This window comes from Exiguobacterium sp. UBA3491, assembly GCF_002377745.1.
Taxonomy (GTDB): domain Bacteria; phylum Bacillota; class Bacilli; order Exiguobacteriales; family Exiguobacteriaceae; genus Exiguobacterium_A.
The window spans coordinates 242,268-266,856 of the sequence record NZ_DFQK01000012.1 but is presented as its reverse complement, the minus strand read 5'-3'; the positions used below and the strand labels follow the sequence as shown (position 1 = coordinate 266,856).

General features: G+C 48.8%; 22 protein-coding genes. 5 read left to right on the top strand and 17 right to left on the bottom strand.

Annotated features, from left to right (window positions below):
• Position 1: 1 nt before the first annotated feature.
• Complete coding sequence (locus tag B4F99_RS04415) at positions 2-433, bottom strand: YaiI/YqxD family protein (protein ID WP_214855434.1); 432 nt, start codon at positions 431-433, stop codon at positions 2-4.
• 124 nt (positions 434-557) lie between these two features.
• On the opposite strand from B4F99_RS04415, the gene B4F99_RS04410 reads away from it, so the two are divergent.
• Together B4F99_RS04410 and B4F99_RS04405 are read left to right on the top strand one after the other, a co-directional pair.
• Positions 558-2,303: an ABC transporter ATP-binding protein gene (locus B4F99_RS04410; protein WP_214855431.1), complete on the top strand. Its 1,746-nt coding sequence runs from the start codon at positions 558-560 to the stop codon at positions 2,301-2,303.
• Positions 2,300-3,181 carry an NAD(P)-dependent oxidoreductase gene (locus B4F99_RS04405; protein WP_290755566.1) on the top strand — a complete coding sequence of 294 codons (882 nt, stop codon included), beginning with the start codon at positions 2,300-2,302 and terminating at the stop codon, positions 3,179-3,181. Before B4F99_RS04410 ends, B4F99_RS04405 begins: the two co-directional genes overlap by 4 nt.
• A 52-nt stretch (positions 3,182-3,233) precedes the next feature.
• On the opposite strand, the gene B4F99_RS04400 is transcribed toward B4F99_RS04405, so the two are convergent.
• The 10 genes from B4F99_RS04400 to acnA all read right to left on the bottom strand — a co-directional run bounded on the left by B4F99_RS04400 (position 3,234) and on the right by acnA (position 14,530).
• Entirely contained in the window at positions 3,234-3,863 is a 630-nt protein-coding gene (locus tag B4F99_RS04400) for a DUF975 family protein (RefSeq protein ID WP_214855425.1), read from the bottom strand.
• Positions 3,864-4,049: 186 nt separating this feature from the next.
• Positions 4,050-4,712 (bottom strand): copper homeostasis protein CutC, encoded by a 663-nt coding sequence (locus tag B4F99_RS04395; protein WP_290755564.1) that lies wholly within the window; start codon positions 4,710-4,712, stop codon positions 4,050-4,052.
• 25 nt (positions 4,713-4,737) lie between these two features.
• A complete protein-coding gene (locus tag B4F99_RS04390; protein WP_056060593.1) occupies positions 4,738-5,502 on the bottom strand; it encodes a DeoR/GlpR family DNA-binding transcription regulator in 765 nt (254 codons plus the stop codon).
• 192 nt (positions 5,503-5,694) lie between these two features.
• Complete coding sequence (gene plsY, locus B4F99_RS04385; protein WP_035408639.1) at positions 5,695-6,309, bottom strand: glycerol-3-phosphate 1-O-acyltransferase PlsY; 615 nt, start codon at positions 6,307-6,309, stop codon at positions 5,695-5,697.
• 17 nt (positions 6,310-6,326) lie between these two features.
• Complete coding sequence (locus B4F99_RS04380) at positions 6,327-7,376, bottom strand: D-alanyl-D-alanine carboxypeptidase family protein (protein WP_290755562.1); 1,050 nt, start codon at positions 7,374-7,376, stop codon at positions 6,327-6,329.
• 237 nt (positions 7,377-7,613) lie between these two features.
• Positions 7,614-8,051 carry an acyl-CoA thioesterase gene (locus B4F99_RS04375; protein WP_290755560.1) on the bottom strand — a complete coding sequence of 146 codons (438 nt, stop codon included), beginning with the start codon at positions 8,049-8,051 and terminating at the stop codon, positions 7,614-7,616.
• A 12-nt stretch (positions 8,052-8,063) separates the two neighbouring features.
• Entirely contained in the window at positions 8,064-10,307 is a 2,244-nt protein-coding gene (locus tag B4F99_RS04370; RefSeq protein WP_214855417.1) for an AAA family ATPase, read from the bottom strand.
• A gap of 76 nt (positions 10,308-10,383) precedes the next feature.
• Entirely contained in the window at positions 10,384-11,091 is a 708-nt protein-coding gene (locus B4F99_RS04365) for a hypothetical protein (protein WP_290755558.1), read from the bottom strand.
• Between the two features lie 190 nt (positions 11,092-11,281).
• On the bottom strand, positions 11,282-11,746 hold the full coding sequence (locus B4F99_RS04360) for a DUF3939 domain-containing protein (protein ID WP_214855413.1): 465 nt from the start codon (positions 11,744-11,746) through the stop codon (positions 11,282-11,284).
• Between the two features lie 57 nt (positions 11,747-11,803).
• Positions 11,804-14,530, bottom strand: a complete 2,727-nt coding sequence (acnA, locus tag B4F99_RS04355) for an aconitate hydratase AcnA (protein WP_290755555.1) — start codon at positions 14,528-14,530, stop codon at positions 11,804-11,806.
• Positions 14,531-14,787: 257 nt separating this feature from the next.
• On the opposite strand from acnA, the gene B4F99_RS04350 reads away from it, so the two are divergent.
• A complete protein-coding gene (locus tag B4F99_RS04350; protein ID WP_290755553.1) occupies positions 14,788-15,282 on the top strand; it encodes a hypothetical protein in 495 nt (164 codons plus the stop codon).
• 33 nt (positions 15,283-15,315) lie between these two features.
• Here the strand turns inward: B4F99_RS04350 and B4F99_RS04345 are convergent, their stop codons facing one another.
• From B4F99_RS04345 to B4F99_RS04335, 3 genes are read right to left on the bottom strand one after another with little or no spacing between them, the layout of a single operon-like run.
• The gene (locus B4F99_RS04345) at positions 15,316-15,918 is read right to left on the bottom strand and encodes a hypothetical protein (protein WP_290755551.1); all 603 of its coding nucleotides are present in this window, start codon (positions 15,916-15,918) and stop codon (positions 15,316-15,318) included.
• A 33-nt stretch (positions 15,919-15,951) separates the two neighbouring features.
• Positions 15,952-17,136, bottom strand: a complete 1,185-nt coding sequence (locus B4F99_RS04340; RefSeq protein ID WP_290755549.1) for an RtcB family protein — start codon at positions 17,134-17,136, stop codon at positions 15,952-15,954.
• Positions 17,137-17,167: 31 nt separating this feature from the next.
• Positions 17,168-17,989, bottom strand: a complete 822-nt coding sequence (locus tag B4F99_RS04335; RefSeq protein WP_290755547.1) for a LysR family transcriptional regulator — start codon at positions 17,987-17,989, stop codon at positions 17,168-17,170.
• 107 nt (positions 17,990-18,096) lie between these two features.
• On the opposite strand from B4F99_RS04335, the gene B4F99_RS04330 reads away from it, so the two are divergent.
• Positions 18,097-19,335 carry a purine/pyrimidine permease gene (locus tag B4F99_RS04330; RefSeq protein WP_214855402.1) on the top strand — a complete coding sequence of 413 codons (1,239 nt, stop codon included), beginning with the start codon at positions 18,097-18,099 and terminating at the stop codon, positions 19,333-19,335.
• Between the two features lie 164 nt (positions 19,336-19,499).
• On the opposite strand, the gene B4F99_RS04325 is transcribed toward B4F99_RS04330, so the two are convergent.
• The 3 genes from B4F99_RS04325 to B4F99_RS04315 form a co-directional block, all read right to left on the bottom strand.
• Positions 19,500-20,588 carry an MBL fold metallo-hydrolase gene (locus B4F99_RS04325; RefSeq protein WP_290755545.1) on the bottom strand — a complete coding sequence of 363 codons (1,089 nt, stop codon included), beginning with the start codon at positions 20,586-20,588 and terminating at the stop codon, positions 19,500-19,502.
• 119 nt (positions 20,589-20,707) lie between these two features.
• Positions 20,708-21,193, bottom strand: coding sequence for a general stress protein (locus tag B4F99_RS04320; protein WP_290755543.1), 486 nt, complete (start codon positions 21,191-21,193; stop codon positions 20,708-20,710).
• Between the two features lie 125 nt (positions 21,194-21,318).
• Positions 21,319-22,899, bottom strand: a complete 1,581-nt coding sequence (locus B4F99_RS04315; RefSeq protein ID WP_214855395.1) for a peptide chain release factor 3 — start codon at positions 22,897-22,899, stop codon at positions 21,319-21,321.
• A 402-nt stretch (positions 22,900-23,301) separates the two neighbouring features.
• On the opposite strand from B4F99_RS04315, the gene B4F99_RS04310 reads away from it, so the two are divergent.
• Positions 23,302-24,546, top strand: coding sequence for an MDR family MFS transporter (locus B4F99_RS04310; protein WP_214855393.1), 1,245 nt, complete (start codon positions 23,302-23,304; stop codon positions 24,544-24,546).
• Positions 24,547-24,589 lie beyond the last annotated feature (43 nt).

Below are 24,589 nucleotides of genomic sequence, written 5' to 3'. Positions count from 1 at the left end.
CTTACATGCTGGTTAGCACTAATGTACGAAATGATTCTTCAAAGGAACGGTCCGCATCGCGCGTCCGTTTTTTCGGTCCTTTCGTACGCCCGCCTGCTCGTCGGATTTGTTGTCCGACATGGCGAGTGTGGAGCAATAGATCGATATTGTCGTTCGTGAACTGGCGACCATTTTGATCGATTGCGAGTCCGCCTCGTGCTAAGATTAGTGCTGCCAAACCAAAATCCTGGGTCACAACGAGATCGCCACGTTTCATCCGATTGACGATCGCATAGTCGACGGCATCTGGTCCTTGTCCGACGGTAATCGTCGTCGCTCCTTCTCGGATCACCTGGTGTGCCGTATCACAAACTAAAAAGACGTCACGTCCCTGTCGGTGTCGAATGACGAGATCGACAACGGGACATCCGTCCGCATCTACGAAAATAGACATTTGAATCCTCCCTTATTGTTTCCACTATCAGTGTCACAAATCGAAAGATTTTTTGTCAAGTCGCGCTTCCCATTTGACCGTCTCTTCGTTCTTCAGGACAATAGAAAAGAGAGGATGTGTTGAAATGAACGCTGCGACGTTCCAATCTTTTTACCTGTTATTGAAAAAAACGAAACCACCGGTCGGTTTATTATCTGCCGCTGTTTCCGTCTCTGTCATCCAAGCGCTGGCTGCGCTCGCCATTCCTTGGTTCTTAAAGACGTTGATTGATGGTTTTACTGTCGATCGACTGACACCACAATTGATCAGTCTATTTGTAATCGTTTTCGTCGTTCAAGTCGTCGCGAACGCTTTATCGATCTATTGGTTACAGATCGTCGGTCAACGGATCGTCGCCAATTTACGAACGCTTCTATGGAAGCGTCTGTTAACGCTATCGATTCCGTTCTATGATGAGACAAAATCCGGTGAGCTCGTCTCACGACTTAATAGTGACGCAACGACACTCCAGCAATTGCTATCGGAACAACTCGTTCGTTTGCTGACGTCACTCGTCTCAATCATCGGAGCAATCACGATCCTATTCTTCCTCGATTGGCAAATGACGCTTGTCATGGTCATCGCTGTCCCCGTGACCTTGTTGATCATCATTCCGCTCGTCCGCAAACTACACAAGATTTCTCGTGAGACTCAGAAGGAACTTGCAGGATTATCCGGTTTTTTTGCCGAGATGCTCGGTGAGGTCCGACTCGTCAAATCACAAGCAACAGAAGACTATGAGCTGGGGCGAGGAAAAACTCGGATTGAGAACTTATACGGGTATGGTGTAAAGGAAGGACGAATTCAAGCCCTCTTGTTGCCGATCTTTAACGTCACTCTAACGACGATGTTGATCCTGATCATCGGTTTTGGTGCCTACCGCGTTTCGACGAACCAGATCACGGCGGGTGAACTCGTCGCCTTTTCGCTCTATTTGTTCCAAATCATGACTCCGCTCGTGACGATGACTGAATTCATCACGAAGTTACAGAAAGCACGCGGTGCGACAGAGCGAATCATCGAGCTTCTCGATGAATCACCAGAAGCAGCTGGAACGCTTGTAGCATCTCGTCCGTTTACGGACGTGACGGTCGAACACTTGTCATTTGGATACAATGAGACGTCGATCTTACAGAATGTCAGCTTTACGTTACCACGCGGCAAGACGACAGCGATCGTCGGTCCGAGCGGCTCTGGTAAAACGACATTATTTGCGTTACTTGAGCGATTTTATCAACCGACGTCAGGACAAATCCGACTCGGAGATCAACCCATTTCTGATTTGACGTTATCGTCTTGGCGACAGGCAATCGGATATGTCGCGCAGGATTCCCCCGTCTTATCAGGAACGATTCGTGACAATCTCGTCTACGGTCTGACAGATGACATCAGTGAAGACAAAATCCGTGCGGCTGCACGGATGGCGAATGCCGATACGTTTATCGAACGATTCCCGGAAGGTTATGCGACTGAGATTGGAGAACGGGGTGTCAAACTGTCCGGTGGTCAACGCCAACGAATTGCGATTGCACGTGCACTCCTCCGTGATCCGGAAATTCTGTTGCTTGACGAAGCGACATCCAGTCTCGACTCCGAGTCGGAACGTGTCGTTCAAGAAGCACTCGAGCGATTAATGGTCGGACGGACAACGTTTGTCATCGCCCATCGTCTCGCGACGGTCCGTCATGCCGATCAAATCATCGTTCTTGAAGATGGTCAGATTTCAGGTATCGGGACACATGATCGACTTGTCGTCGACAATCCATTGTATAATAAGCTCGTAACGCAACAATTCATCGGCACGGAACGTGCAAGGGGGAATCACGTATGAAGACAGTCGGTTTCATCGGATTAGGTGTCATGGGACAAGGCATGGTCCGCAATCTGCGTAAGGCAGGTTTTACAGTCAAAGGATACAATCGCACGAAAGAGAAAGGACTCGTCCTTGAAGCAGATGGTGTCGAAATCGTCGATACGATTCAAGATGTCGTCACGGATGTCGACGTCGTCATCTCGATCGTCGGTTATCCGCAAGACGTCAAGCAGATCTACTTCGAAGACGGCATACTCGATCATGCGACACCAGGAACGATTCTGATTGATATGACGACGTCTAGTCCGGCTCTTGCTGAACGAATCGCGCAGGAAGCGACAGCACGCGGTCTTCAGGCACTTGACGCACCTGTCACGGGCGGTGATCTCGGTGCGAAGAACGGAACACTCGCGATTCTCGTCGGTGGTGAAGAAGCGGCTTTCGCACAAGCGAAGCCATTATTCGAGGCGATGGGGAAATCGATTTCACTCTTCGGTGGTCCTGGTAAAGGACAATCGGCGAAGCTCGCGAACCAAATCGCAATCGCCGGATCGATGATTGGAACAGCGGAGATGTTGTTGTTCGTCACACGATCCGGAATCGATCCGACACAGTTCATCGAGACGATCAAATCTGGTTCTGCCGGTAGCTGGAGTCTTGAGAACTTGATTCCGCGCGTCATCGCCGAAAACTACTCACCTGGTTTCTTCGTCAAACACTTCATCAAGGATATGCGCCTTGCCCTCGAACGCGGCGCTGAGATGGGTATCGCGACACCTGGTCTTGCACTCACGAAAGACTTATATGAACAACTTGCTGAGCTGGGTCACGCCGATTCCGGTACACAAGCGCTTTATCTATTGCTCGCTGAGCGTTCACGCGCTTCGGTGGAATAAGCAAAAGCCTGTACGCTACGTCTACTGACGTAATGTACAGGCTTTTTTACGTTCATCCCTTAACGGAACGGGTTGGTTTCAAGCGTTCATAGAAGTGTGCCATCGTCGTATCGAAGTATGGCGTCAAGAAGATGACACCGACTGTACTAAGTAGTGCGAGGATCCCCCAGCCGATGAAACTCAAGTAAAGTATGATCAGTTCACGCTTATGCCCTTTCATCATCCGGCGGCTTTCACCAAGTACTTGCCAAAACGATAATTCCGGTCGATCGACTAAAATATACGGAACGAGACGATATGCTAGGTAGAAGTATAGTGCCGGTAAGATCAAAAATGATCCAACATAGACCAATACCGTTACAATCGCATATGCGGCAATCGTCCGGAAAGCACGTCGAAACGAAGAGAATCCTTCGAACAGTGTTCCGATTCCTGCAGACTCCCCGCGGGTGAAGCGTAAGTAAGCAATCGTTCGACCAACTGTCACTGGAGCCAGGACGATCGTGACGACCATGTTCAGTGCGATGAATCGAACCATACTATCAATGTCATCTTGGTCAAATGACATCCGGCTTGCAGCGAGCGCAAAAATAAGGAAGTAGATGATCGAGATGCTTAATCCGACCAACCATTGTCCTTTTAACGTACCAAGAGCAGCTTGTTTCAATTGTTTAGGGTTCATGTCGTACTCCTTTATATCCACTATTTCCACTTTTGATTTTAGCCCAGTTCCTTTGAAAAACCTAGTTCTCCCACTCTGCTTTTCATCTGCTTGAAGCGAATCGTCGAAAAGTCGTCACGAGCGCATGAAAAAAATCCATTTCCCTCATCTCAACAGATCAGAAAAATGGATTGATTCACTCGATGATCATCCTAGGAGTCGTGTCAACGCCTCAACGTGTTCTTTTTGAATGGCACCGTCTTGTAAGACCGCCGATCCTACATGCAGCTCGGACGCCTTCGTTGCTTCAAGAAGTGCCTCTGCATTTTCAAGTGTGATGCCGGATCCTGGTAAGATGATCAAGTCCGGATAGTCTGCAATCAAACGTGCGATCGTCTCTTTACCTTCTAGTGCCGTCGCTTGACCACCTGACGTCAAGATCCGGTCGACTTCTGGAAAATCAGCGAGTACTTCTGCCGCTTCAAGAATATCACGACTACTGTCGATTGCTCGGTGGAACGTCAATGACAGTTCCCCTTTATGTTTGATGATGCGACCGAGGAAACCTTCGTCGACACGACCGTCTGCTGTCAATGAGCCGACGACGATCCCGGCTGCACCGAGTTCACGGATCAAGTCAATATCCGTGATGATTGTCTCCTCATCTGATTTCGAGTAGACGAACGATTTGCTATGTGGTCGCACGAGGACGTGAACCGGAATCTCGACCGTCGAGACGACTTGACGGATCAGTCCGTAGCTCGGCGTCAATCCCCCTTCGGATAATGCGGAAACGAGCTCGATCCGGTCCGCTCCGGCTTGTTCTGCTGCGACCGCTTCTTCTACGGTCGATGTAATGATTTCTAACATGATACATCCCTCCCGCATCAGTGTATCATGAGACGACCATCCAGTTCACGCGTTCGTTGAACAGTTTCATCTCCCATGATGGCGGATAGGAAGCTGGGCTGAGGACGATTTTCGCGCGCCGGAACTCTGCCACCTTATATTTTCGGTTTCCTTGGAACTCGTCATTGGCTAAGAAGGCGTAGACATCTTTTGTGCAACTAATGACCGCTTTTTGGATAAGTGACGATTCGATATCATCACTGACGAAGCCTCGCTCAATCTCAGCACCATCAAACGATAGGAAACAGGCATCAAAAGCATAGGCATCCAGTGCTTGCAATACCTCGACCCCGACCGTCTGTCCGTATGCATCGACTGTTCCGCCTAACAATCGAATTTCCCCAGTGAACGGTCCCGTCTTACGGCACTGCTCCAAGTGACTGGCGACGATCAGTGAATTCGTGACAATCGTCGCGTTTCCCGTTAAATAAGGTAACAAATGCTCGACCGGTTCTCCCCGTCCGAGAAAGATACAGGAATAGTCACTGAGCCACCCTTTCGCATAGCGCGCTAAACGGCGGGACAGCTGATCCGTTCGCCGTGAGATCGGCGTCTCCCGTTTTCCTCCTTGATAGATAGCACCGCCATAGACACGCTTCAATTGACGTTCGCGTTCCAACTCCTCTAAGTAGCGTCGTACCGTTTCTCCCGAGACATCGAGACGTTCGATCAAATCCTTCGTCATGACTTTCCCTTCCTCTTCCAGCCATTCCATGATGCGTGATTTCCGCTCTTCTCCTAATAACGACACGTGCGCTTCCCCCTTTACAGACCAGTTCTAGTTCTAGTGTAGCGAACGTCTGTAAAGGTCTTGTAAATCCGATGTAAATAAACGTGTAGTTCCTATGAAATGTCGTTGAATTCGTCCGTTATCCGACTCTTTCATCAAACGAAAGACGCGCCTGCCTCTCAATGAGTGAGAGGCAGACGCGTCATTAGTCGTTCATTCAGATGATTTTTTTGCAAAGAGTGGAATCTTAGACTCTGTTCCTTGGCGAATCCGTTGGATGTTATCACGGTGCTTGAAGATGACGAACAACGCAAGAACCGTAAAGAACGTCGGAACGATCCAATCGTTCGTCAAGACGCCGATCGTGATCGACACGACAATCCCGACACTTGCTGCGACGATCGAACTGAGCGAGACCATCCGGCTCAGGCGAAGTGTCGTCAAAAAGGATACGAGCAGAAAGATGAAGAGAATCGGACTCGTCACGAGCAACATCCCACCAGACGTCGCGACTGCCTTTCCGCCCTTGAACTTTGCGAAAATCGGATAGATATGACCGACGACAGCCGCTAATCCAGCAAACAGCGGATGCACATCCGCGCCCATCAAGATCGGAACAAGGCTCGCGACGGCTCCTTTTCCAAGATCACCGATCAAGACGATGATTCCTGCCTTTTTCCCCAAGACACGGAACGTATTCGTCGTTCCGAGATTCCCGCTACCTTGTTGACGAATATCGATTCCGTGTCCCCATTTCCCGACAAGTAATGCGAACGGAATCGAACCAAGCAGATAGCCAAGAACCAAAATCCCTATGATTTCAATCATAGTCAACCTCCAACCTCTTAGTGACCGACTTTCATATATTCCTCAAGAGTCTGTCCGTTATTTTTAATTTGTGTCGCGACATCGACTCCGACATAACGAATGTGCCATGGCTCATACGTATAGCCCGTCCGTGACTGGAAATCACGGTCGTAACGAACGATGAAGCCGAACTTCGCTGCGTTATTCGCGATCCATTTTCCTTCTTTCGTATCACCAAGAGCGGCTGTTAATCCATTACCTACACTTGGTGACGAAATATCAAAAGTGAGACCTGTCTGGTGTTCACTGTGACCAGGGCGTGCTGAATATTGATCAGCAGCTGCCTTGCCGTCACGTGCGACATAATTATTATACAATACTTTTTGACGTGCGCCGGAACGGAATCCGCTGACAGCGTTCAATGTCACGCCTTCTTTTTTAGCAGCAGCGAACATCTTTTCCATCTGTTTCGCAGCTGGTGCTCGCATGTAGCTTTGTTCAAGTACACCCGAATAGGAGAAGCTGACGTTTGGAACGACGAGATCCGACGGCTTGTAGTCGATTGGCAAGCTATACTTCTTGTTGACGACGACGAGCATTCCAAGCGAAAGATCGGCTTTGGCATCTGCTGATTTATCGACGTCTGGCGTCTCATCTTCTGGTTTCGATGGTTTTTCCTGCTCTGGATCCTGAGACGAACTATCCGGTTTATCCGTCGATTCGTCCTTTTTGTCTTCTGTTTTGTTCTCTGCTGCAGGTGTATCATCTTTCTTTTCTGTTTCATCCTTCGTTGCCTCATCCGAAGATCCTTGGTCCTCTTGTGTCGTCTCATCGGATGATTTGTCTTCAGATGACTTGTCTTCTTGTTTTGCATCTTCTGACGTATCGTCTTTCGTTGTTTCATCTGTTTTGTTTGTTTCTTCTTTGTTCGTGTCTTTTGCTGTGTCTTCTTTTTTCGTTTCGTCTTTTGTTTGTGTTGTCTCATCTGATTTCTGTTCAGTTTTCGTCGTATCGTCCGCTTGTTGATCCCCAGGATTACATCCTGCAAGGAGAAGCGCTAACGTACTAACGGTTACGATTTTTTTCATGAGTAAGACCCCTCTTCTTTTTATGCTTCTCTATGTTACCGCTAATTGTTCCATCCGTCGAGCCTACTTCCAACAGATGGACTAAGACCCTACCTTACTTCAGCTTCTTTATTTTCGCAAATGATTCTGACTTTGTCATCGGTCGTTAGTACCAAGTGCTAAATTTTACTGTTCAGGGTGCAAATAAAAAAAGCGGAGCCGATTCAATAAAATCGATCCCGCTATTGTTGTACATCTTCACGCTTCCGTTAAGAGTGCTGCGTCCGTCTCACTCATCTTCTCGTAGATATCGTGCCAGTTCGGGAACACCTTCGGCAAACGAATCGGTCGGAAGTTTTCCTTCTTGACGACGACATGTGTCGTCTTTGCCGATACCGCAAGTTTTCCGTCCGGGTGCTTGACGGTATAAGCGTAAATCGTCCGTAAGCCATCGTAATGATCAATCCAGACCGTGACGACCGCCGTATCACTGTACGTCAACGAGCGCTTATAATCGAGATTGACATTCGTAACCGGGGAGACATAACCCGCATCTTCCATCTCCTTGTAATTAAGACCCAAGGACTGGATTAACTCTGTCCGTGCCAGTTCCAGATAGACGAGATAGTTCGAATGATAGACGATGCCCATCATGTCCGTCTCGGCGTACCGAACAGGTATTTCAATCGTGTGCATGTAGCTTCCCCCTTAAAAATCCTCTTTTTCAAGATAGGACCATTCTGAACCGGATAAGCTAACTTTGTCAATTAATCGCATCGATTGTTTCGCAATCGCCTGTTCGACAATCGTGATCGCCGCCCGTGCGTTTCCGTTCGGAACGACATCGATTTTCTCAGTAAGCGTCTGTCGCGCGTCCTCCGTCAGCTCATATCCGAATCGTGCCGCATATCCTTCAATGATTTGAATCAACTCGTCTGGCGAATAATTTGGGAAGTGGAACGACCGCTTGAAGCGCGACTTCAATCCCGGATTACTCGCGAGCAAGGCGTTCATTTGTTGCTCGTAACCTGCAAGAACAACAACGAGATTGTCTTGATGTTTCGTCATCTCATCCACAAGCGTATCGATGGCTTCCTTCCCGAAGTCATTTGCTCCACCGTTTAACGCATAGGCTTCATCAATGAATAAGACACCACCCAGCGCGTCTCGAATCGCGTCGCGTGTCTTTTGCGCGGTCTGTCCGACATATCCGGAGACGAGGTCCGCTCGGCTGACGACTTTCAAGTGTCCGCGTTTTAAATAGCCGCATTGTCGTAAGACATCGGCATAAAGCTGAGCGACAGTCGTCTTACCGGTACCACTATTGCCGCTAAAGACCGCATGCAGTTCGACCGGTAATACCTTATAACCGGCTTCACGACGGCGTTTTTGCATTGATAATAAGGCTTCGATCTGTTTCAATTCATCCTTTAGATCAGACAATCCGACGAGCGAAGCGATCCGTTCTTCCACCGTCGCGTCCGGTTCTTGCACCATCTCGAAATCTTCTTGTTCGAGTAAGGCAAAGTCTTCGTGACTGGCACTCTCTCCAAGGCTTGCTCCCTTCTTGAAGATCGCATCAAGCACGATATTGCGAACCGCCCGTCCGTTTCCGAAACTCGCGTCGACGCGCTCCCGCTCGAGCCGACCGAGCAACGCCCGCTCTGCTTGTTCCGTCAAGACGTAATCATTTGCCGTCGCAATCGAGCGTCCGATCGCGAGCAGCTCTTGATCCGTATAGTCTGCAAGCAGATAATGATTCGATTCCGGGAAACGGCTTCGTAGTCCGGGATTTGCCTTTAGGAAATCACGCATCTCTTCCGGATAACCAGCGAGGACGACTGCAAACCGTCCCGCATATTCCCCACTCGTCATCGCAGCGACGAGCGTATCGATCGCTGCCTGCCCATAGTCGTTCCCACTTTGTCCGGCACGCTTTAAGGCGTAGGCTTCATCGATGAAGAGTACACCTCCGACAGCTTCCCGGACCTTGCTCATGACTTGTTCTTCCGTTTGTCCGACGAAGGCACCGACGAGCGACGAACGATCCGTCTCGACGACTTCCGGGCGTTCGAGTAGTCCGAGTTCATGGTAGATCTTCGCCATCAAACGGGCAAGCGTCGTTTTCCCGGTTCCTGGGTTCCCCATGAAGATCATGTGTAGCGATGGTTGATCACTTGAACGATAGCCGTCTTCCGACCGTTTTTGTTGGTACTTCAAAAACCGATACATGTGGTGGACCCGTTGTTTAATGTCTTCGAGACCAATCATCGCGTCGAGTTCCTCGAGTGCTGATCGTTCAACTTGTTTGCTTTCGACGGGAAGTAAGGCAACGACACGCTTAAGATCCTGAATCGTCGTCGTTTTCAATTCCGTCATCTCACGGAATGCTTCTCGGGAATAGAAGCGTTCTTGTAAGCTGTCGACGAACGTCTGCGCCGTCTGCTCGAGCGTTGCACTCGAACGTAACAATGCCGTTCCAGCATCGAACAGTTCCGTCCAGCGTTCGGCATCTAGCCGACGAAGTCGTTCTGTCAGTTCGACGATTTGATCCGTCTCCTCGACGATTTGGCTCGCTTGGAGAATCAGTTCCTTTGTCGCAGATCGTTTCGCGTTCGCATTGTCCGTCTCACGGATCGTCGGGAACGTATGCGCGACGAGACGCTGATACGTACTTTGTAGTTGTTGCTCCGTTAATAACTGCTCAAGACGTGCTGGCAAGCGACCATGCTGACGGATTTCTTGCATCCAGCTCTCAGCTAAGGCGTCCAGTCGTCCTGTCATGATATAGCGATGCTCGACAAGTAACGCTAAGATACGGACGAGTGCTTCCGTTTCTCCAAGTAGCCGACTACTTTGGGCATAACGTAGCGCAAGCACCTCCTCAACTTTCGCGCCCTCTTCCCACGCCTTGATTTGATTGAACATCTCCTCTTTCGAGAATGCTTCCATGTTGAACCTCCTGCGTCTCGAAAAAACCGACTTTGTCCGCTACCGTTTCGTAGCGTCATCGCCGGTCGTTTCTTGTTTATTTTGCTTTTAGCCATTCCTTATCGAACGTATCAATTGTCTCAAAACTCTTCATCTTGACAGAGTAGAACAATTTACCATTATTGCGTGATTCGGCACCGAGGACTTTCGAACGGTCAGATGCGACATAATACGTCGCTTGTTCCTGGTTGTTTTCTTTATCGAAGATCGATGGATACTGTTTGATCCATTCTTCAGGAACCGTGCTCGATGGTTCTTTTTTCACGTAAACGTCCGCAGCCATCCCTGCAATGTCTGCTTCTCCCTCGACTTGTCCAAAGTCTCCTTTTTTAATGAAGGCGAGAATCTGTTCATTGAATCCTCGAGAGAGGAATGGACGCGGCGCACTGACGCTTTTGCCTGCTTTCGTCTCATTGACTAACTTCCCTGTCGCATCATACTCACGGAACATTGTGCCGTTCCAGGTCGCAAGCGATCCTTTTGACGGTCCGTCTACGACTTCTGTCCGAAAATGCCCTTTGTCGTCAAACACGACTTCATATGTCCGGGCTTCGAGCTCATCTTTTTTCGTTGCGAGTTTCTTCTCGACATATTGAATGCGTGTCATCGTATAAAACGGTTTGACCGTTGCGGCTTTTTCATCGCTAGCGGTCTGCGTCTTGTTCAAGAGATAAAAATTGTAGGCAAGGAGGATCGCCATTGCCACGATTGCTACTGCAATCCACGTGCTCGTTCGTTTCGTCATGCCATGTACACCTTCCTAGCTCAAGTCTCTATTCCCTATCATCGTATCGGTTTTAAAGGGGAAATACAAAGGGTTTGTCCAAGATTTCACGATTTCTGAGTAAATTCGTCAGACTTTTGAACAAATTAGAAAACGTTCAGGACGACAAAAAAAGGCGAACCGAATGAATTCGGTCCACCCTTGATTACGTTTACGCTTTCTTCGGCGTCAACGAGACGATCATCGACTCATCGACCAAGTAATAACTATGATGTGGCATTTCACGTAAATAGCCATCCTGAAACAACATCGCACAGTCGACTTGAAACGTTTTGCTATACGGTTTTAACGGAAGTTTTTTCACCCGGTCAAAATAGCGATCGACAGCAACCTGGACATGATCCATCTCATAGACGAGTTCCCGGTCTTTTGCTTCCATGATGGTGAATGTCTCACGCGACATGTAAAACACTTGTGTCGAGCGTGCTTTCAAATACGGCTCCAGCTGTTTCAGGTCGATCCGCTGATCATTATCTAGAAGCACTGTCCGATTCGTCCCTTTCGGTAGTTCAGATTCAAACGCATGCGTCGCTTGTTTGACTTCATCAAGCGTCACGTCACGCATCGGCAACGGTCGATCTTCCTTCGGTTGAAACCACTTCTTGAATCGATTCATCGAATTCCTCCTCTCGTCAAAAAAAGGTGGGGTTTCCCCCACCTTTGATTAGACAACTTATGCTTGTTGGAGACGCTCACGAAGGACCATTGGAAGGATCCCACCGTGACGGTAGTAATCGATGTCGACTTCTGAGTCGAAACGAGCAATCGCTTCGAATTCAGTGACTTTTCCGTCTGCCGCTGTTGCCGTGACTTTAACGATGTCACGTGGACGAACAGACTCATCGATTGCGATACTGATCGCTTCTTCACCTGTTAGACCAAGTGTTTCAGCTGTTGTGCCTGCCACGTATTGAAGTGGAAGAACACCCATCATGACGAGGTTTGAACGGTGAATCCGCTCGAAGCTCTCCGCGATGACGGCTTTGACGCCAAGTAAGTTCGTTCCTTTTGCTGCCCAGTCACGTGAAGAACCCATACCGTAATCTTTACCAGCGAGGATGACGAGACCTGTACCATCTTCTTTGTACTTCATCGCAGCATCGTACATCGCCATCGTTTCGCCTGTTGGCCAGTACGTCGTGAAGCCACCTTCTGTACCTGGTGCGACTTGGTTACGGATGCGGATGTTCGCGAACGTTCCGCGCATCATGATTTCGTGGTTACCACGACGTGAACCGTATGAGTTGAAGTCTTTTGGTGCAACCCCTTTGTTGACGAGGTATTGACCGGCTGGCGTCGTTTTTGAGAATGAACCAGCTGGTGAGATGTGGTCCGTCGTGACCGAGTCAGCGAACTTACCGAAGACACGGAGTCCGTTGAGGGCTTCGACTTGACCCGCTTCCTTCGCGAGGTTCTCGAAGAACGGTGGGTTTTGGATGTACGTCGACTCACCATCGAAGTCGTACTGATCCCCTGTTGGCACGTCAAGGTTGTTCCAACGTTCGTTTCCTATGAAGACTGAATCGTATTCTGCGCGGAAGCTTTCTGGTGTGACGACCGTGTTGATGATCGTTTGGATCTCATCACGTGAAGGCCAGATGTCAGCGAAGAAGACTTCTTGTCCGTCTTTGCCTGTCCCGAGTGACGCGTTCATGATATCGACGTCGACTGTTCCTGCAAGGGCATACGCGACGACGAGTGGCGGTGAAGCCAAGTAGTTCGCTTTGACGAGCGGGTGGACACGACCTTCGAAGTTACGGTTTCCTGAGAGGACAGACGAAACGAGCAAGTCTGAACCAAGGATCGCATCTTCGACAGCGCGGTCGAGTGGACCAGAGTTCCCGATACATGTCGTACAGCCGTAACCGACCGTGTTGAAGCCGAGTTCGTCAAGGTACGTTTGGAGTCCTGATTTCTCGAGGTAATCCGTAACGACCTTCGATCCTGGCGCAAGTGATGTCTTGACGTATTTCGGAACCGAAAGACCGAGTTCGATCGCTTTTTTCGCGACGAGTCCCGCACCGATCATGACGTAAGGATTTGAAGTGTTCGTACAACTCGTGATCGCAGCAATCGCCACATCACCAGTACGCATCTCAACCGCTTCGTCTTCGAACTGAACGACTGCGACTTTGTTCGCTTCTTCTTCTGCAAGACCAAATCCAGCGTTTCCTTGTGGAGCCGTCAACGCTTTTTTGAATGATGTATGGACATCCGTCAAATCAATCCGGTCTTGTGGACGTTTTGGTCCAGCAAGCGCAGGAACGATCGTCGAAAGATCGAGTTCGACCGTTTTCGTGAATGTTGGATCTTCGTTTTGTGGCGTGTAGAACAAACCGTTTGCTTTCGAGTAGTTCTCGACTTTTTCGATCAATGCTTCATCGCGACCTGTCAGACGAAGGTACGTCAATGTCTCTGTATCAACTGGGAAGAATCCACATGTCGCGCCGTATTCTGGAGCCATGTTCGCGATTGTTGCCCGGTCAGAAAGTGACATCAAGTGGAGTGATGGACCGAAGAACTCGACGAATTTACCAACGACGTTCTCTTGACGGAGCATTTCCGTTACACGGAGCGCGACGTCTGTTGCTGTCGTTCCTGGGTGCATCTCACCTGTGATGCGAACACCGATGACTTCAGGTACTGGGAAGAATGACGGCTGTCCGAGCATGCCCGCTTCCGCTTCAATCCCACCGACTCCCCAACCGAGGACGCCGAGACCGTTGATCATCGTCGTGTGTGAGTCTGTTCCGACGAGTGTGTCCGGATAGACATCAACTGTACCGTCTGCTGTTTCCTTTTCAAGGACGACAGATGCCAAGTACTCGAGGTTGACTTGGTGAACGATTCCTGTTGCTGGTGGTACGGCACGGTAGTTATCAAATGCTGACGTTGCCCAGCGAAGCAATTTGTAACGCTCTTCGTTACGCTCGAATTCAAGATCCATGTTTTCTGCAAGTGCTCCAGCAAAACCGTAGGCATCGACTTGAACCGAGTGGTCAACGACGAGGTCGACTGGTACTTCTGGGTTGATGACCGATGGGTCTCCACCGAGATCTTGCATCGCTTTACGAAGTGATGCGAGGTCAACGACCGTTGGAACACCTGTGAAGTCTTGAAGGATGACGCGTGACGGTTTGAACGGAACGTCGACATCATTCGAAACTTGAGCTGTTCCCCATTTCGCCAAGTTCTCGACGTGTTCACGTGTGATCGAACGACCATCTTGTTGACGAAGTACTGACTCGAGTAAGACACGAATCGAATATGGAAGGCGTTTGACTTCCGTCAATCCGAGTTCTTCCAATTTTTCAAGACTGTAGTACTGATAATTCTTACCGTTTGCTTCAAACGAACGGCGTGCGCCAAAGACATCTTGCGACACATCTGTTTGCTTCATGGTGATTCCCCCTTTAAGTGTTCACGACATCAAGCCCCTGATACCGCTTACTTGTACAGTTCTATCATAGTATAATATGGATTCCGTTACAATTTGAAAGAACAAAAGACTTTCGATAAGTTTTACTTATTGCCGATATTAAAAAATTATTCTGTTGTCCTGTTTTTTTCATATTTCCAGTCTCGCGTTTCCATTTAGAATGTTCAGGGTACTTAAAAAGTGTAGTACGATATCCGATTCTTGTGGAGGCGTTTATTATGGCGAAATATAAAAGCGATGCAACGCACGTCATTACGACGATTATTTTCAATGATTTAGAAAAAGCGCAAACAGGCTTCGCGATGATCAAAGACCTCGAAGCGATCAAGGAAATCGACATGGACCAGATGGTTCTCGCCAAACGCGACGAAGCAGAGGGGTTCTCTTTCATCGATGCCATTGACTTCACGCAACAGGACCAATCCTTCAAAGGCTCATTGATCGGCATGGCGATCGGTGTCGTCGGAGGTCCGTTCGGTATGCTCGTCGGTTCCGTTGCTGGTTATTTGATCGGTGCGAACCGGGATGAAAAGAACGAACGGGAATCGTTTGATTTATTCAACCGGACGCTGAATCAGATTGATCCCGACCATTACGGTGTCATCTTGATCAGTGAAGTCAACGAAGATTCAGAAGCCGTCAATGCGATCGCCGCTGAACTCGGAGCGACGATTCGCCGGACAGGTGAGACATTACCGGATGGTGCAGTCTAATCAAATCAAAGTTGTCTTCTTTACGTTCTCGTTTTAAACGGGAACGTTTTTTAATTCGTGAATCACCTGTTTTGCTGCCTCCTGCGTCGTGTCAGGATCGACTTTATATAAAGCATTTTGTTGCACGGATATGAGGATGTTTTTGTAGCTGATGATGATAAGATCAGACTGATTCGATAGCTTTTGATTCAGCCCTTTGTAGCCATCACTTGATTGATACTGCATCACGTCATTGCCTATGTATCGATCTATATAAGTAAGATGGATCGCTAACCGCGTATCTTGTTTTTGATTTTCAAAATAAAGTGTCTCTTGTGTCGACGGTGTGTCTATCGTTCCGTCAACGGTTAACCAACGTCTCTTCCCAAAACTCAATGATCGATCTACAGCCGTGAAATCTGAACCTATCGTACTTGCCTGCAACTGAAATTGATCCATCTTCAGGTGTTCATCCATGTACTTGAACAGCTTTTCATACTGAACAGGATGTAAGATAGGATGTTTTGTCTTCTGATTCGTATGAGTAGTAGTTTTGACTTCTACTTTTTTCTGTTCCGTCGTGACCGCCTCATCCGTACATCCTACACTTAAAAATACACTCGAAAATAGGATCGCCATGTTTCTCTCATAGCGCATACACTATCCTCCCCTTTTGAAAACACCCTGACATCACTTTGCCTTAAAGTTGTATAGCGGTTTAATGATCTCGACGACATCGACCGTTTCTTTCGTATTGCGAATGATTTCGTCCATCGGTTTATAGACGAAAGGCGACTCGTCACGCGTCGACGCGACGACAGAACTTGACCAGACATCGGTCATCGTCTTTTCGAATGCATCGAGTTCAACTGTTTTGAACGCTTTAGATCGTGACATGATGCGTCCTGCTCCGTGTGGCGCGGAATAATTCCAATCCGGGTTTCCTTTTCCGACGACGATCAAGGAGCCATCGCGCATGTTCATCGGAATGATTGCCCGCTCGCCGGCTTTCGCAGAGATGGCACCTTTTCTTAAAATCATCGCATCAAGATCAATGTAGTTGTGGATCGTATCGAACTGATCCACTACCGTCCATCCCATCGCCTCGAAAATGACTTCGGTCATCGCTTGACGGTTTAATGCTGCGTATCGTTGGGCGATCTTAAGATCATGGAGGTAACGCTCCATCGTTTCTCCGGAAACAGATGCTAAATCTTTGTTAAACGTAGATCGTTTTTCCTTCAATTGCTGCAAGGTCGCCTGAATATCCGATTCGCGCCCCTGCTGCTTTAATTCCTCAATGATTTGACCCGCATCAAATTGGAAGCGTGCCGTCTCGGCTTCTGCCTGATAATGTTCAGCGATCGTCTTCCCAAGGTTGCGACTGCCGGAATGAATCACGAGATAGCGCTGTCCTGCTGCATCCTGGTTCAGTTCGATGAAATGATTCCCTCCACCAAGCGTACCGATTGATAATCGTGCCCGTGTCTCGTTAAACGGTGCAAGTACTTGATCAAACGGTACCTGTTCTGACAATGGATGGGCTTGCTGGCGTACCGACATGCCACTTGGAACGAGACGCTGAATCGTCGCGTCAAGTTTCGCATAATCGATTGGTTCTTGTTCAGCAAGTCGTGTACATAACATGCCGCAACCGATATCGACACCGACGAGATTCGGTACGACCTCGTCCGTCACATGCATCGTCGTTCCGATGACGGACCCTTTTCCAGCGTGACAATCCGGCATGATCCGAACGCGACTATCTGTCGCAAATTGTTCCTCCAACATGGCTGTTACTTGCTTAATCGTCAGTTCGTCGACGTTGTCCGTGAAAATCTTTGCTTCCCCATATGTGCCTTGAATCTTTTTCATTCGATCGTTCCTTTCTTTCCTGTCCATTTAATTAATCTACTGTTTCTTGCATGATTTCAATGAATTGTTTTGTCAGTGTCGTCGGTCCCGTCTCCGTCAACCAGACGAAGGCTGTCGTACTTGCTGCACCTGACAGGTATGTCTGATGCAGTCCTGCCGTGTCCAGTTCCCGCAACGTACTCTCCGGCAATACGGTCACAGCCTTCCCTTTCCGAACGAGTCCGATTAGTGTCAAGACGTCAGAACACGTCTCTTGCGATACGACACCGAGCCGTTGACTTAATGTCTGAAAGACACCAAGCCCTTCCTGACTTGGAATGATGAGATCCGCTGTCGGATGATCAGGGTGCCAGACTTGATGAAACGGTTCTTCCTCCATCCATTCAATCGAGACGCCTTGCGCATCAATCGGCAAACGGACCAACGCTGCATCAAGTGACCGCTCTTTTAACCGTTCGATGAGCGCACTCGATTCTCCTTGGTGAACTTGTAAGATAATACCAGGATGTCGTCGTTTCATCTGTTCGATCCAGTCAACAAGCCGACTGGCTGATAACGTGTTGACACCAATCCGCAAAATCCCTGTTCGTCCGGCTTCGATGTCGCTTAATTCCATTCGTGTCTCCTGCTCAAACTGTAGCAATGAAACCGCCCGTTCATATAAGCGGTTGCCGCTTGGTGTGATCCGGATTCCGCGCCCTGCCCGCTCGATTAGGCGAACGCTTAACTCTTCTTCCATTCGTCGGATTTGTTGCGTCAAGGCAGGTTGTGCCATCCGTAAGCGCTCCGCTGCCCGTGTGACGGATTGTTCCTCGACGACCGCACAAAAATAGCGATACTGGCGTAAATCCATATTCATCATCTCTTTCATATGTTTTCATGTATAAAGATATATGAATCATAACATCAATCATATGCTATGATGCAGGAATATCTGAAGTTTAAGAAAGGAGCTTTTTCATGAAACAAACGACTTCTACCTTACAGTGGATCGTCTTTTTACTCGCGAACACGATTGCTTTACCAATCGTCGTCGCCAGTCTGTTCGACCTCTCATCAGTCGAAACAGCTGCTCTTGTCCAACGGTCGTTCTTTGTAGGCGGGATTGCCTGTTTCCTACACGGAGCCTTCGGCCACCGGCTTCCGATCGTATCGGGACCTGCCGGATCATGGGTCAGCATCTTCGTCGTCATCGCCGCACTACCGGTCGATTCAAAAACGGCCTTTACGATCGCGATGGCAGCCGTCGTCATTGCCGGTATCGTCCTCATCATCCTTGGTTTGACAGGATGGACGAAGTACTTATTACCCGTCTTCACACCGCTCGTCAGCGGAACGTTTTTGCTCTTATTATGTATTCAATTGACAGGCGTCATGCTTGGTGCCGTCCTCGCCGTCGAGGCAACACGGCTCGCCGGGATCATTACGTTCTTACTTGTGCTCGGACTCAGCCAATTCGGACCGAGTCGCTTACGTCCGTTCGCCTTGATGATCGGGATCATCGTCGGTTGGCTTGTCAGCCGTCCGTCACTTCCTACGTCGTCTAGTTTGTTCGCACCACCGCAAGCGTTACCGTTCGGATGGCCACAGTTTGACGGCAGTGCATTCCTTGTCGCGATTCCGTTCGCGATCTTGCTTGTCGTCAATTTAATTGCCGCTTTAAGTGCCGTCGAAGCAACGCTTCAAAAACAAGGACGTCTGCACCAAGGGTTATCCATCGAAGGCGTCATTCATTTACTCGCCGCTACTTTCTCGACGCTTGTACCGGTGCCTTTACCCATTACGAGCGGGTTCATCGCGCAAACAGGAAGCCGGAAACGTCGTCCGTTCTTGATTGCCTCGCTCGTCATCGCACTGATTGGTTTCTTCCCAAGCTTGATCGGGATCATCGCGACCTTACCGCGGAGCGTTGCGAGTGCCGCGTTGCTTGCGACATTGCCGCACATGTTCCTGATTGCTTGGCAGTCTGCTGAAAGTAACATGGAGAACAGTCGCCGCCGCCATGCGTTTGCGATCAGTGCCGTCATCGGCATCAGTATCTTGTTACAATCAACCGTCATCGCTGAAGTCCTGCCTTTGACGCTTCGTCCGTTCCTAAGTAATGGATTACTCGTCGGAACGATGCTTGTGCTCGGTTTCGAGATCATCGAAAAAGTACGTTCTCGTCGCGCGAAACAAGCGGATCGATTGGCAAGCTAAATGGTATTGTACGACCGGACGATTTCATCGTTCTCGCTTTCCTGTAAGAGTCGAGGATGAACATCTCATCTGTTTATTCATCTAAAAAAGTAGCCTTTTCGATGTGATTCGAAAAGGCTACTTTTTTATCATTTCATTCAATTAAAATCAAAAAGCTATTTTACTCAACGCACTTCCCGCCACCATTTCCGTGTCGTGCTCTCGGGTGTCACACTCTCCCCGATCATTGGTGTCAGAACCGGAATCTCATCGCGTTTTGCTTCCTTGAGCAACCGTTCGACCGGTTCGAACCACGCATGAAACGCGAGGATGAAGGCAGACCAGTGAATCGGCATCAGGACACGACCTTTGACATCACGATGAGCTTGAACCGTTTGTTCCGGTAACATATGCGAGTTGGACCAACGGACATCATACTGCCCACATTCCATCATCGTCAGATCAAACGGACCATATTGTTCACCAATTGCTTTGAAATGCGGACCATACCCACTATCGCCACTAAAGAAGACCTTTTGCGAGCCTTCGATGACCCATGATGCCCATAGCGTCGAAAATTGATCAAAACCATTTCGTCCTGAATAATGGCGCGATGGAGCCGCTGTCAATTTGACGTCACCGACTCGCGTCGATTCATGCCAGTCGAGTTCCGTGATCCGGTCCGCTGAGACGCCCCATCCACGGAGACGACTCCCAACACCGAGCGGCACGATGAAGCGACCGACTCGATTTTTTAAGGCAAGGACGGATGGATAGTCCAGATGATCATAATGGTCGTGTGAATAGACGACGACATCAATCAACGGAAGGCGTTCAAGGTCAACTTTCTGTGTCGTTTGAAACCGTCCCCCTCCCAGTTTCGGGAATGGCGACGGTGCGCGACCGAGCATCGGATCAAAGAAAATCGTTTGTCCATCGAGTTCAAGTAAAAACGCCGAATGTCCAAACCATGTCACACGTGGTACCTCACTATCGTCTTGCCGTCGCTGATATGGAAGCGTCGGCAGCGCTTTGACAGGACGCAGATTTGGAATGTTTCGTCCGTAGTCCTTTAAAATACTTTTCATCGAGTCCCATTCCATTTTCAACTGGAAGTCCATCTCATTTTTGAATTTCCCGTCAACAAAGCGATCTGATCGTTTAAAACTCAGTCGTTCCGCACGGCTTGGTCGATTTCCGAACACCGGGTATCGGTTGATGAACCAGGCAGTCGCGAGACCAATGCCTGCCAAAGCTGTCACTATTTTTTTCATGTATTATCACCTCTTCGATGCTCTCAGTATAGCACCTCGATTCCTCACATATCCTCCCCAGCGACTTCGGATACGAAAAAAAGTGAAGATCACCAATATGGCGTCTTCACTTCTAGGTATTAGTCGATATCGTCCGCTTTCCATTTCGCCCGGTCGCTCTTCTCACTTTCCTCACGGTGATTGGCTTCATAGGCGTTGTTTCCTGGATTTTCGACTTTATTATCATCGTGCCGATGATCGTGGTCATGGTTATGATGATGCTCATGGTCATGATGGTGATGGTGATCGTGGTCATGATCATGGTCGTGGTCGTGATCTCGATCCTTGACGAACAGTGCAAGACCGCCATGCTCGACTTCCGCGTAATGCCGTTCTGCCTCATCGTCCGAATGTCCGACACGTTTTAATGTCTCACGGAGCGGTGGTTCTTTAGAGAACGTTGATTTGACTTGATCAATCCAACTTGCACCCGATGCTTCGTCTGCCGCGTCATCTCGACCGACGACAGAAAAGTCCGAATCATGATGTCCTTGCTGTTTCAATTCTTCAATTTTTCGTTCCAGACTCGATTGATCCTGATAAATCCCAACAAACCGTTTCGCCATCACATGACACCTTCCTTTTTCATATGAATTCAAACTCGCTCTGTTTTTACCCTTGTTCGCTTGCCATCAAACGAGATTTCAGGAACGAAAAAACGGACCACTTCGAAAAGTAGTCCGTCAAAAACTTAGAGTTGTTGCGGTGAATCGACCAATGTGATCGTTCCTTCGTTTTTCTGAACGAATCGCTCGTAGACGAAATCATTCGCAAATAACAGAACGGCATTCTCCCAGCGGTCATAGACAAGAACCGTCCGTGAATCCGTCAATTTTTTGACGGCAGCGACTTCTGCTGGCTTGATCCACTTCGCGACTTGGAAGTTCGCGGCATCCTTCAAGATGTCAACGCCATACTCACCTTTGAGCCGGTGCTCGAAGACTTCGAATTGGAGTTGTCCGATCGCTCCGAGGATGATTTCGTTGTATTCCGTCTTGTAGACCTGGATCGCACCTTCTTGCGCAAGCTGTTCGACACCTTTTTGGAACTGTTTCGACTTCAAGGCGTTTTTCGTGTAGACCTTCAGGAAGAGTTCCGGTGCAAACGTTGGGAGTGCTTCATATTGTAACGATGGATCACCGTTCGTGATCGTATCACCGATTTGATAATTGCCTGAGTCATACAAACCAATGACATCTCCTGCGAACGCTTCGTTGACCGTTTCTCGCTCATCCGCCATGAATTGTGTCGATTGCGACAGCTTCATCTTCTTGCCTGTCCGTGTCAGGACGACGTCCATCCCACGATCGAACTTACCTGTACAGATCCGGACGAACGCAATCCGGTCGCGGTGGTTCGGGTTCATGTTCGCTTGAATCTTGAATACGAAACCACTGAAGAAGTCTTGCGCCGGCTCGACTTTTCCTTTGTTCGACTCACGTGGTGTCGGTGAAGGAGACAAGTTCAAGTAATGTTCAAGAAGTGGTGTGACACCGAAATCGACGAGTGCTGATCCGAAGAAGACCGGAGTCAGTTCACCTTTTGCGATCAATTCTTCATCGTATTCGTTACCTGCGCCGTCGAGTAAGTCGACTTCATCCATCAACGTCTCGTACATTTCCGAGTTGATCGTCGTCGCGAGTTCTTCGTTCGCGAGACCTTCCTCGCCGAGTTCGATCGTCTTACGATCATTTTTGAAGCAGTGGAATTGTCCTTTGACGCGGTCGTAGACCCCTTCGAACTGTTGACCTGAACCAGCTGGCCATGTCACAGCAACCGACGGGATACCGAGGACTTCTTCGAGTTCTTCCATCAATTCGAGCGGATCACGCGCTTGACGGTCCATCTTGTTGATGAACGTAAAGATTGGAATACCGCGCATTCGACAGACTTGGAAAAGTTTCTTCGTTTGCGACTCGATCCCTTTCGCCGCATCGATGACCATGATTGCTGAGTCAACAGCCGTCAGGATGCGGTACGTATCTTCACCGAAGTCCGAGTGACCCGGTGTATCCATGATCGAGACGATCTTTTTGTTGTATTCGAATTGCATGACCGAAGACGTAACAGAGATTCCGCGTTGTTTTTCAATTTCCATCCAGTCCGATTTCGCGAATTTCGAGTTTTTCCGTGCCTTGACAGAACCTGCCTCACGGATCGCGCCTCCGTGTAGGAGGAATTTTTCAGTTAGTGTCGTCTTACCCGCATCCGGGTGGGAAATGATGCCGAAAATCCGACGCTTTTCGACTTCCGTTTGTAGAATGTTTGTCATGTATGGTAGTTCCTTTCACCGATATATTCAAAAGTCCGATCAATCTTTTTCGCAACTAGTCTATCATACCGAATTTTCAAGGTCTCGTCCATTTCACTTCATTGACTCAATTTTCAGATTTAAAGTTGACAATTCATCACGATCTTCTTTACGATGACTAGGAAGTTCACTATTACAGAAGGAGGAGACGTACAATGGTATTCCATCAAGCCCGGACATCTGTCCACACTGTCTTTGTATCGGCTACAACTGTACGTCACCCAATCGTTTAATTTTTAATTAAGCAGGGTGTGCGTATGCGTATACGTGCATGCTGCCCTCTTATATTTGGACGGGTATGCCCATATTTGTGCGTATCCGTCTTTTCTATTGTCTAAAAACGGAATATAAGGGGTTTTCACTATGTTTAATGCACTCAAACAGCTTGATCGCAACATCTGGATCCGGTTCGTCGGGGAAACGATCACCGGGATCATGATGTTCATGATTGCACCATTTTTAGTTCTCTATTACGCGGATCGACTCGATTCTTACTTTTTAGTCGGCGTCATCATGGCGACTGGACCGATCATGTCACTCGTCGGCGCCGTTCTCGGTGGCCACTTCGCTGATAAATTCGGTCGAAAACCACTGATGGTTCTCTCGATCATCGGTGACGTCATCGCGCTAATCGGTTTCTCGTTCGCCGATTCATTCGGACCGCTGCTCGCTTTGAACGCGTTGCTCGGTTTATCGAGTTCACTGTTCCATCCGGCAGCAAGCGCGATGGTCGCTGACGTCACACCACCAGAACGCCTGAATGAATCGTTCGGTCTGCTTCGGATGGGACATAATGTCGGCGCAGCGTTCGGACCACTTCTCGGAAGTGCTGTCCTGTTCGTCGATCGTTCGCTCATCTTCTACTCCGCTGCCTTCGTCTTTTTCCTATATGGACTCGTTCTTTACTTCTTCATCGAAGAAACGAAACCGGAGTATATCGAAAAGACAGACGAAGTCAAAGTATCACCGCTCACTGTATTGCGGAAGGATCACGTCTTTTTAATCTTCATCGGTGCGGGTGTCTTCATTTCGATGGGGTTTGCCCTCGTCGAAAGTATGTTACCGGTCTTCTTGAAAGAAGCACTGCCAGGATTACCGACGAAACAAAATCCGTTTCCTTACTTGATGGCACTCAACGGAATCATGGTCGTCTTATTCCAGTTCCCGATTGCTGCTCGCTTGTCAGGGAAGGCATTCGGAAAAGTCATGTTGCTTGGTGCCTCGATCTTCGGAATCGGCATGATTTTCCTCGCATTCTTGCCGTCTTACCTGTTCTCACTCGGAACGAGTTATGTCGTGCTCGTGACAGTATTGCTTGCGATTTATGCGTTCTATACGCTCGGTGAGATGATCATGTCCCCTGTGCAGATGACATTCATTGCCTTAATCGCCCCGGAACATCTCCGCGGAACGTACAACGGTGCTGCGAGTCTTCAGTGGTTGATCGGTGGCGTCACCGCCCCACTGCTCGGATCCTTATTCCTTGACTCCGGAAAAGGTGATTTTGCGCTTGGATTCGTCGGACTGCTCTGCTGTGTATCAGGTGGGGTCTATCTCGCACTCGATCGTTCGATTCAACGCGCGAAACGCTTAACGAAATCAGCTTAAAAAAGCGATGTGTCATGCTCCGACTTTTGTCAGAGCGTGACAC

Excerpts from the sequence above, each read along its gene's own strand:
- acnA (WP_290755555.1), bottom strand. The coding sequence starts at position 14,530 with ATGAAGCAAACAGATGTGTCGCAAGATGTCTTTGGCGCACGCCGTTCG.
- B4F99_RS04340 (WP_290755549.1), bottom strand. The coding sequence starts at position 17,136 with ATGAAAAAGATTCAAGGCACATATGGGGAAGCAAAGATTTTCACGGAC.
- B4F99_RS04410 (WP_214855431.1), top strand. The coding sequence starts at position 558 with ATGAACGCTGCGACGTTCCAATCTTTTTACCTGTTATTGAAAAAAACG.
- B4F99_RS04380 (WP_290755562.1), bottom strand. The coding sequence starts at position 7,376 with ATGAAAAAAATCGTAACCGTTAGTACGTTAGCGCTTCTCCTTGCAGGA.
- B4F99_RS04345 (WP_290755551.1), bottom strand. The coding sequence starts at position 15,918 with ATGCGCTATGAGAGAAACATGGCGATCCTATTTTCGAGTGTATTTTTA.
- B4F99_RS04405 (WP_290755566.1), top strand. The coding sequence starts at position 2,300 with ATGAAGACAGTCGGTTTCATCGGATTAGGTGTCATGGGACAAGGCATG.
- B4F99_RS04310 (WP_214855393.1), top strand. The coding sequence starts at position 23,302 with ATGTTTAATGCACTCAAACAGCTTGATCGCAACATCTGGATCCGGTTC.
- B4F99_RS04320 (WP_290755543.1), bottom strand. The coding sequence starts at position 21,193 with ATGGCGAAACGGTTTGTTGGGATTTATCAGGATCAATCGAGTCTGGAA.
- plsY (WP_035408639.1), bottom strand. The coding sequence starts at position 6,309 with ATGATTGAAATCATAGGGATTTTGGTTCTTGGCTATCTGCTTGGTTCG.
- B4F99_RS04400 (WP_214855425.1), bottom strand. The coding sequence starts at position 3,863 with ATGAACCCTAAACAATTGAAACAAGCTGCTCTTGGTACGTTAAAAGGA.
- B4F99_RS04370 (WP_214855417.1), bottom strand. The coding sequence starts at position 10,307 with ATGGAAGCATTCTCGAAAGAGGAGATGTTCAATCAAATCAAGGCGTGG.
- B4F99_RS04365 (WP_290755558.1), bottom strand. The coding sequence starts at position 11,091 with ATGACGAAACGAACGAGCACGTGGATTGCAGTAGCAATCGTGGCAATG.
- B4F99_RS04330 (WP_214855402.1), top strand. The coding sequence starts at position 18,097 with ATGAAACAAACGACTTCTACCTTACAGTGGATCGTCTTTTTACTCGCG.
- B4F99_RS04375 (WP_290755560.1), bottom strand. The coding sequence starts at position 8,051 with ATGCACACGATTGAAATACCTGTTCGGTACGCCGAGACGGACATGATG.
- B4F99_RS04315 (WP_214855395.1), bottom strand. The coding sequence starts at position 22,899 with ATGACAAACATTCTACAAACGGAAGTCGAAAAGCGTCGGATTTTCGGC.
- B4F99_RS04360 (WP_214855413.1), bottom strand. The coding sequence starts at position 11,746 with ATGAATCGATTCAAGAAGTGGTTTCAACCGAAGGAAGATCGACCGTTG.
- B4F99_RS04350 (WP_290755553.1), top strand. The coding sequence starts at position 14,788 with ATGGCGAAATATAAAAGCGATGCAACGCACGTCATTACGACGATTATT.
- B4F99_RS04335 (WP_290755547.1), bottom strand. The coding sequence starts at position 17,989 with ATGGATTTACGCCAGTATCGCTATTTTTGTGCGGTCGTCGAGGAACAA.
- B4F99_RS04395 (WP_290755564.1), bottom strand. The coding sequence starts at position 4,712 with ATGTTAGAAATCATTACATCGACCGTAGAAGAAGCGGTCGCAGCAGAA.
- B4F99_RS04325 (WP_290755545.1), bottom strand. The coding sequence starts at position 20,588 with ATGAAAAAAATAGTGACAGCTTTGGCAGGCATTGGTCTCGCGACTGCC.
- B4F99_RS04415 (WP_214855434.1), bottom strand. The coding sequence starts at position 433 with ATGTCTATTTTCGTAGATGCGGACGGATGTCCCGTTGTCGATCTCGTC.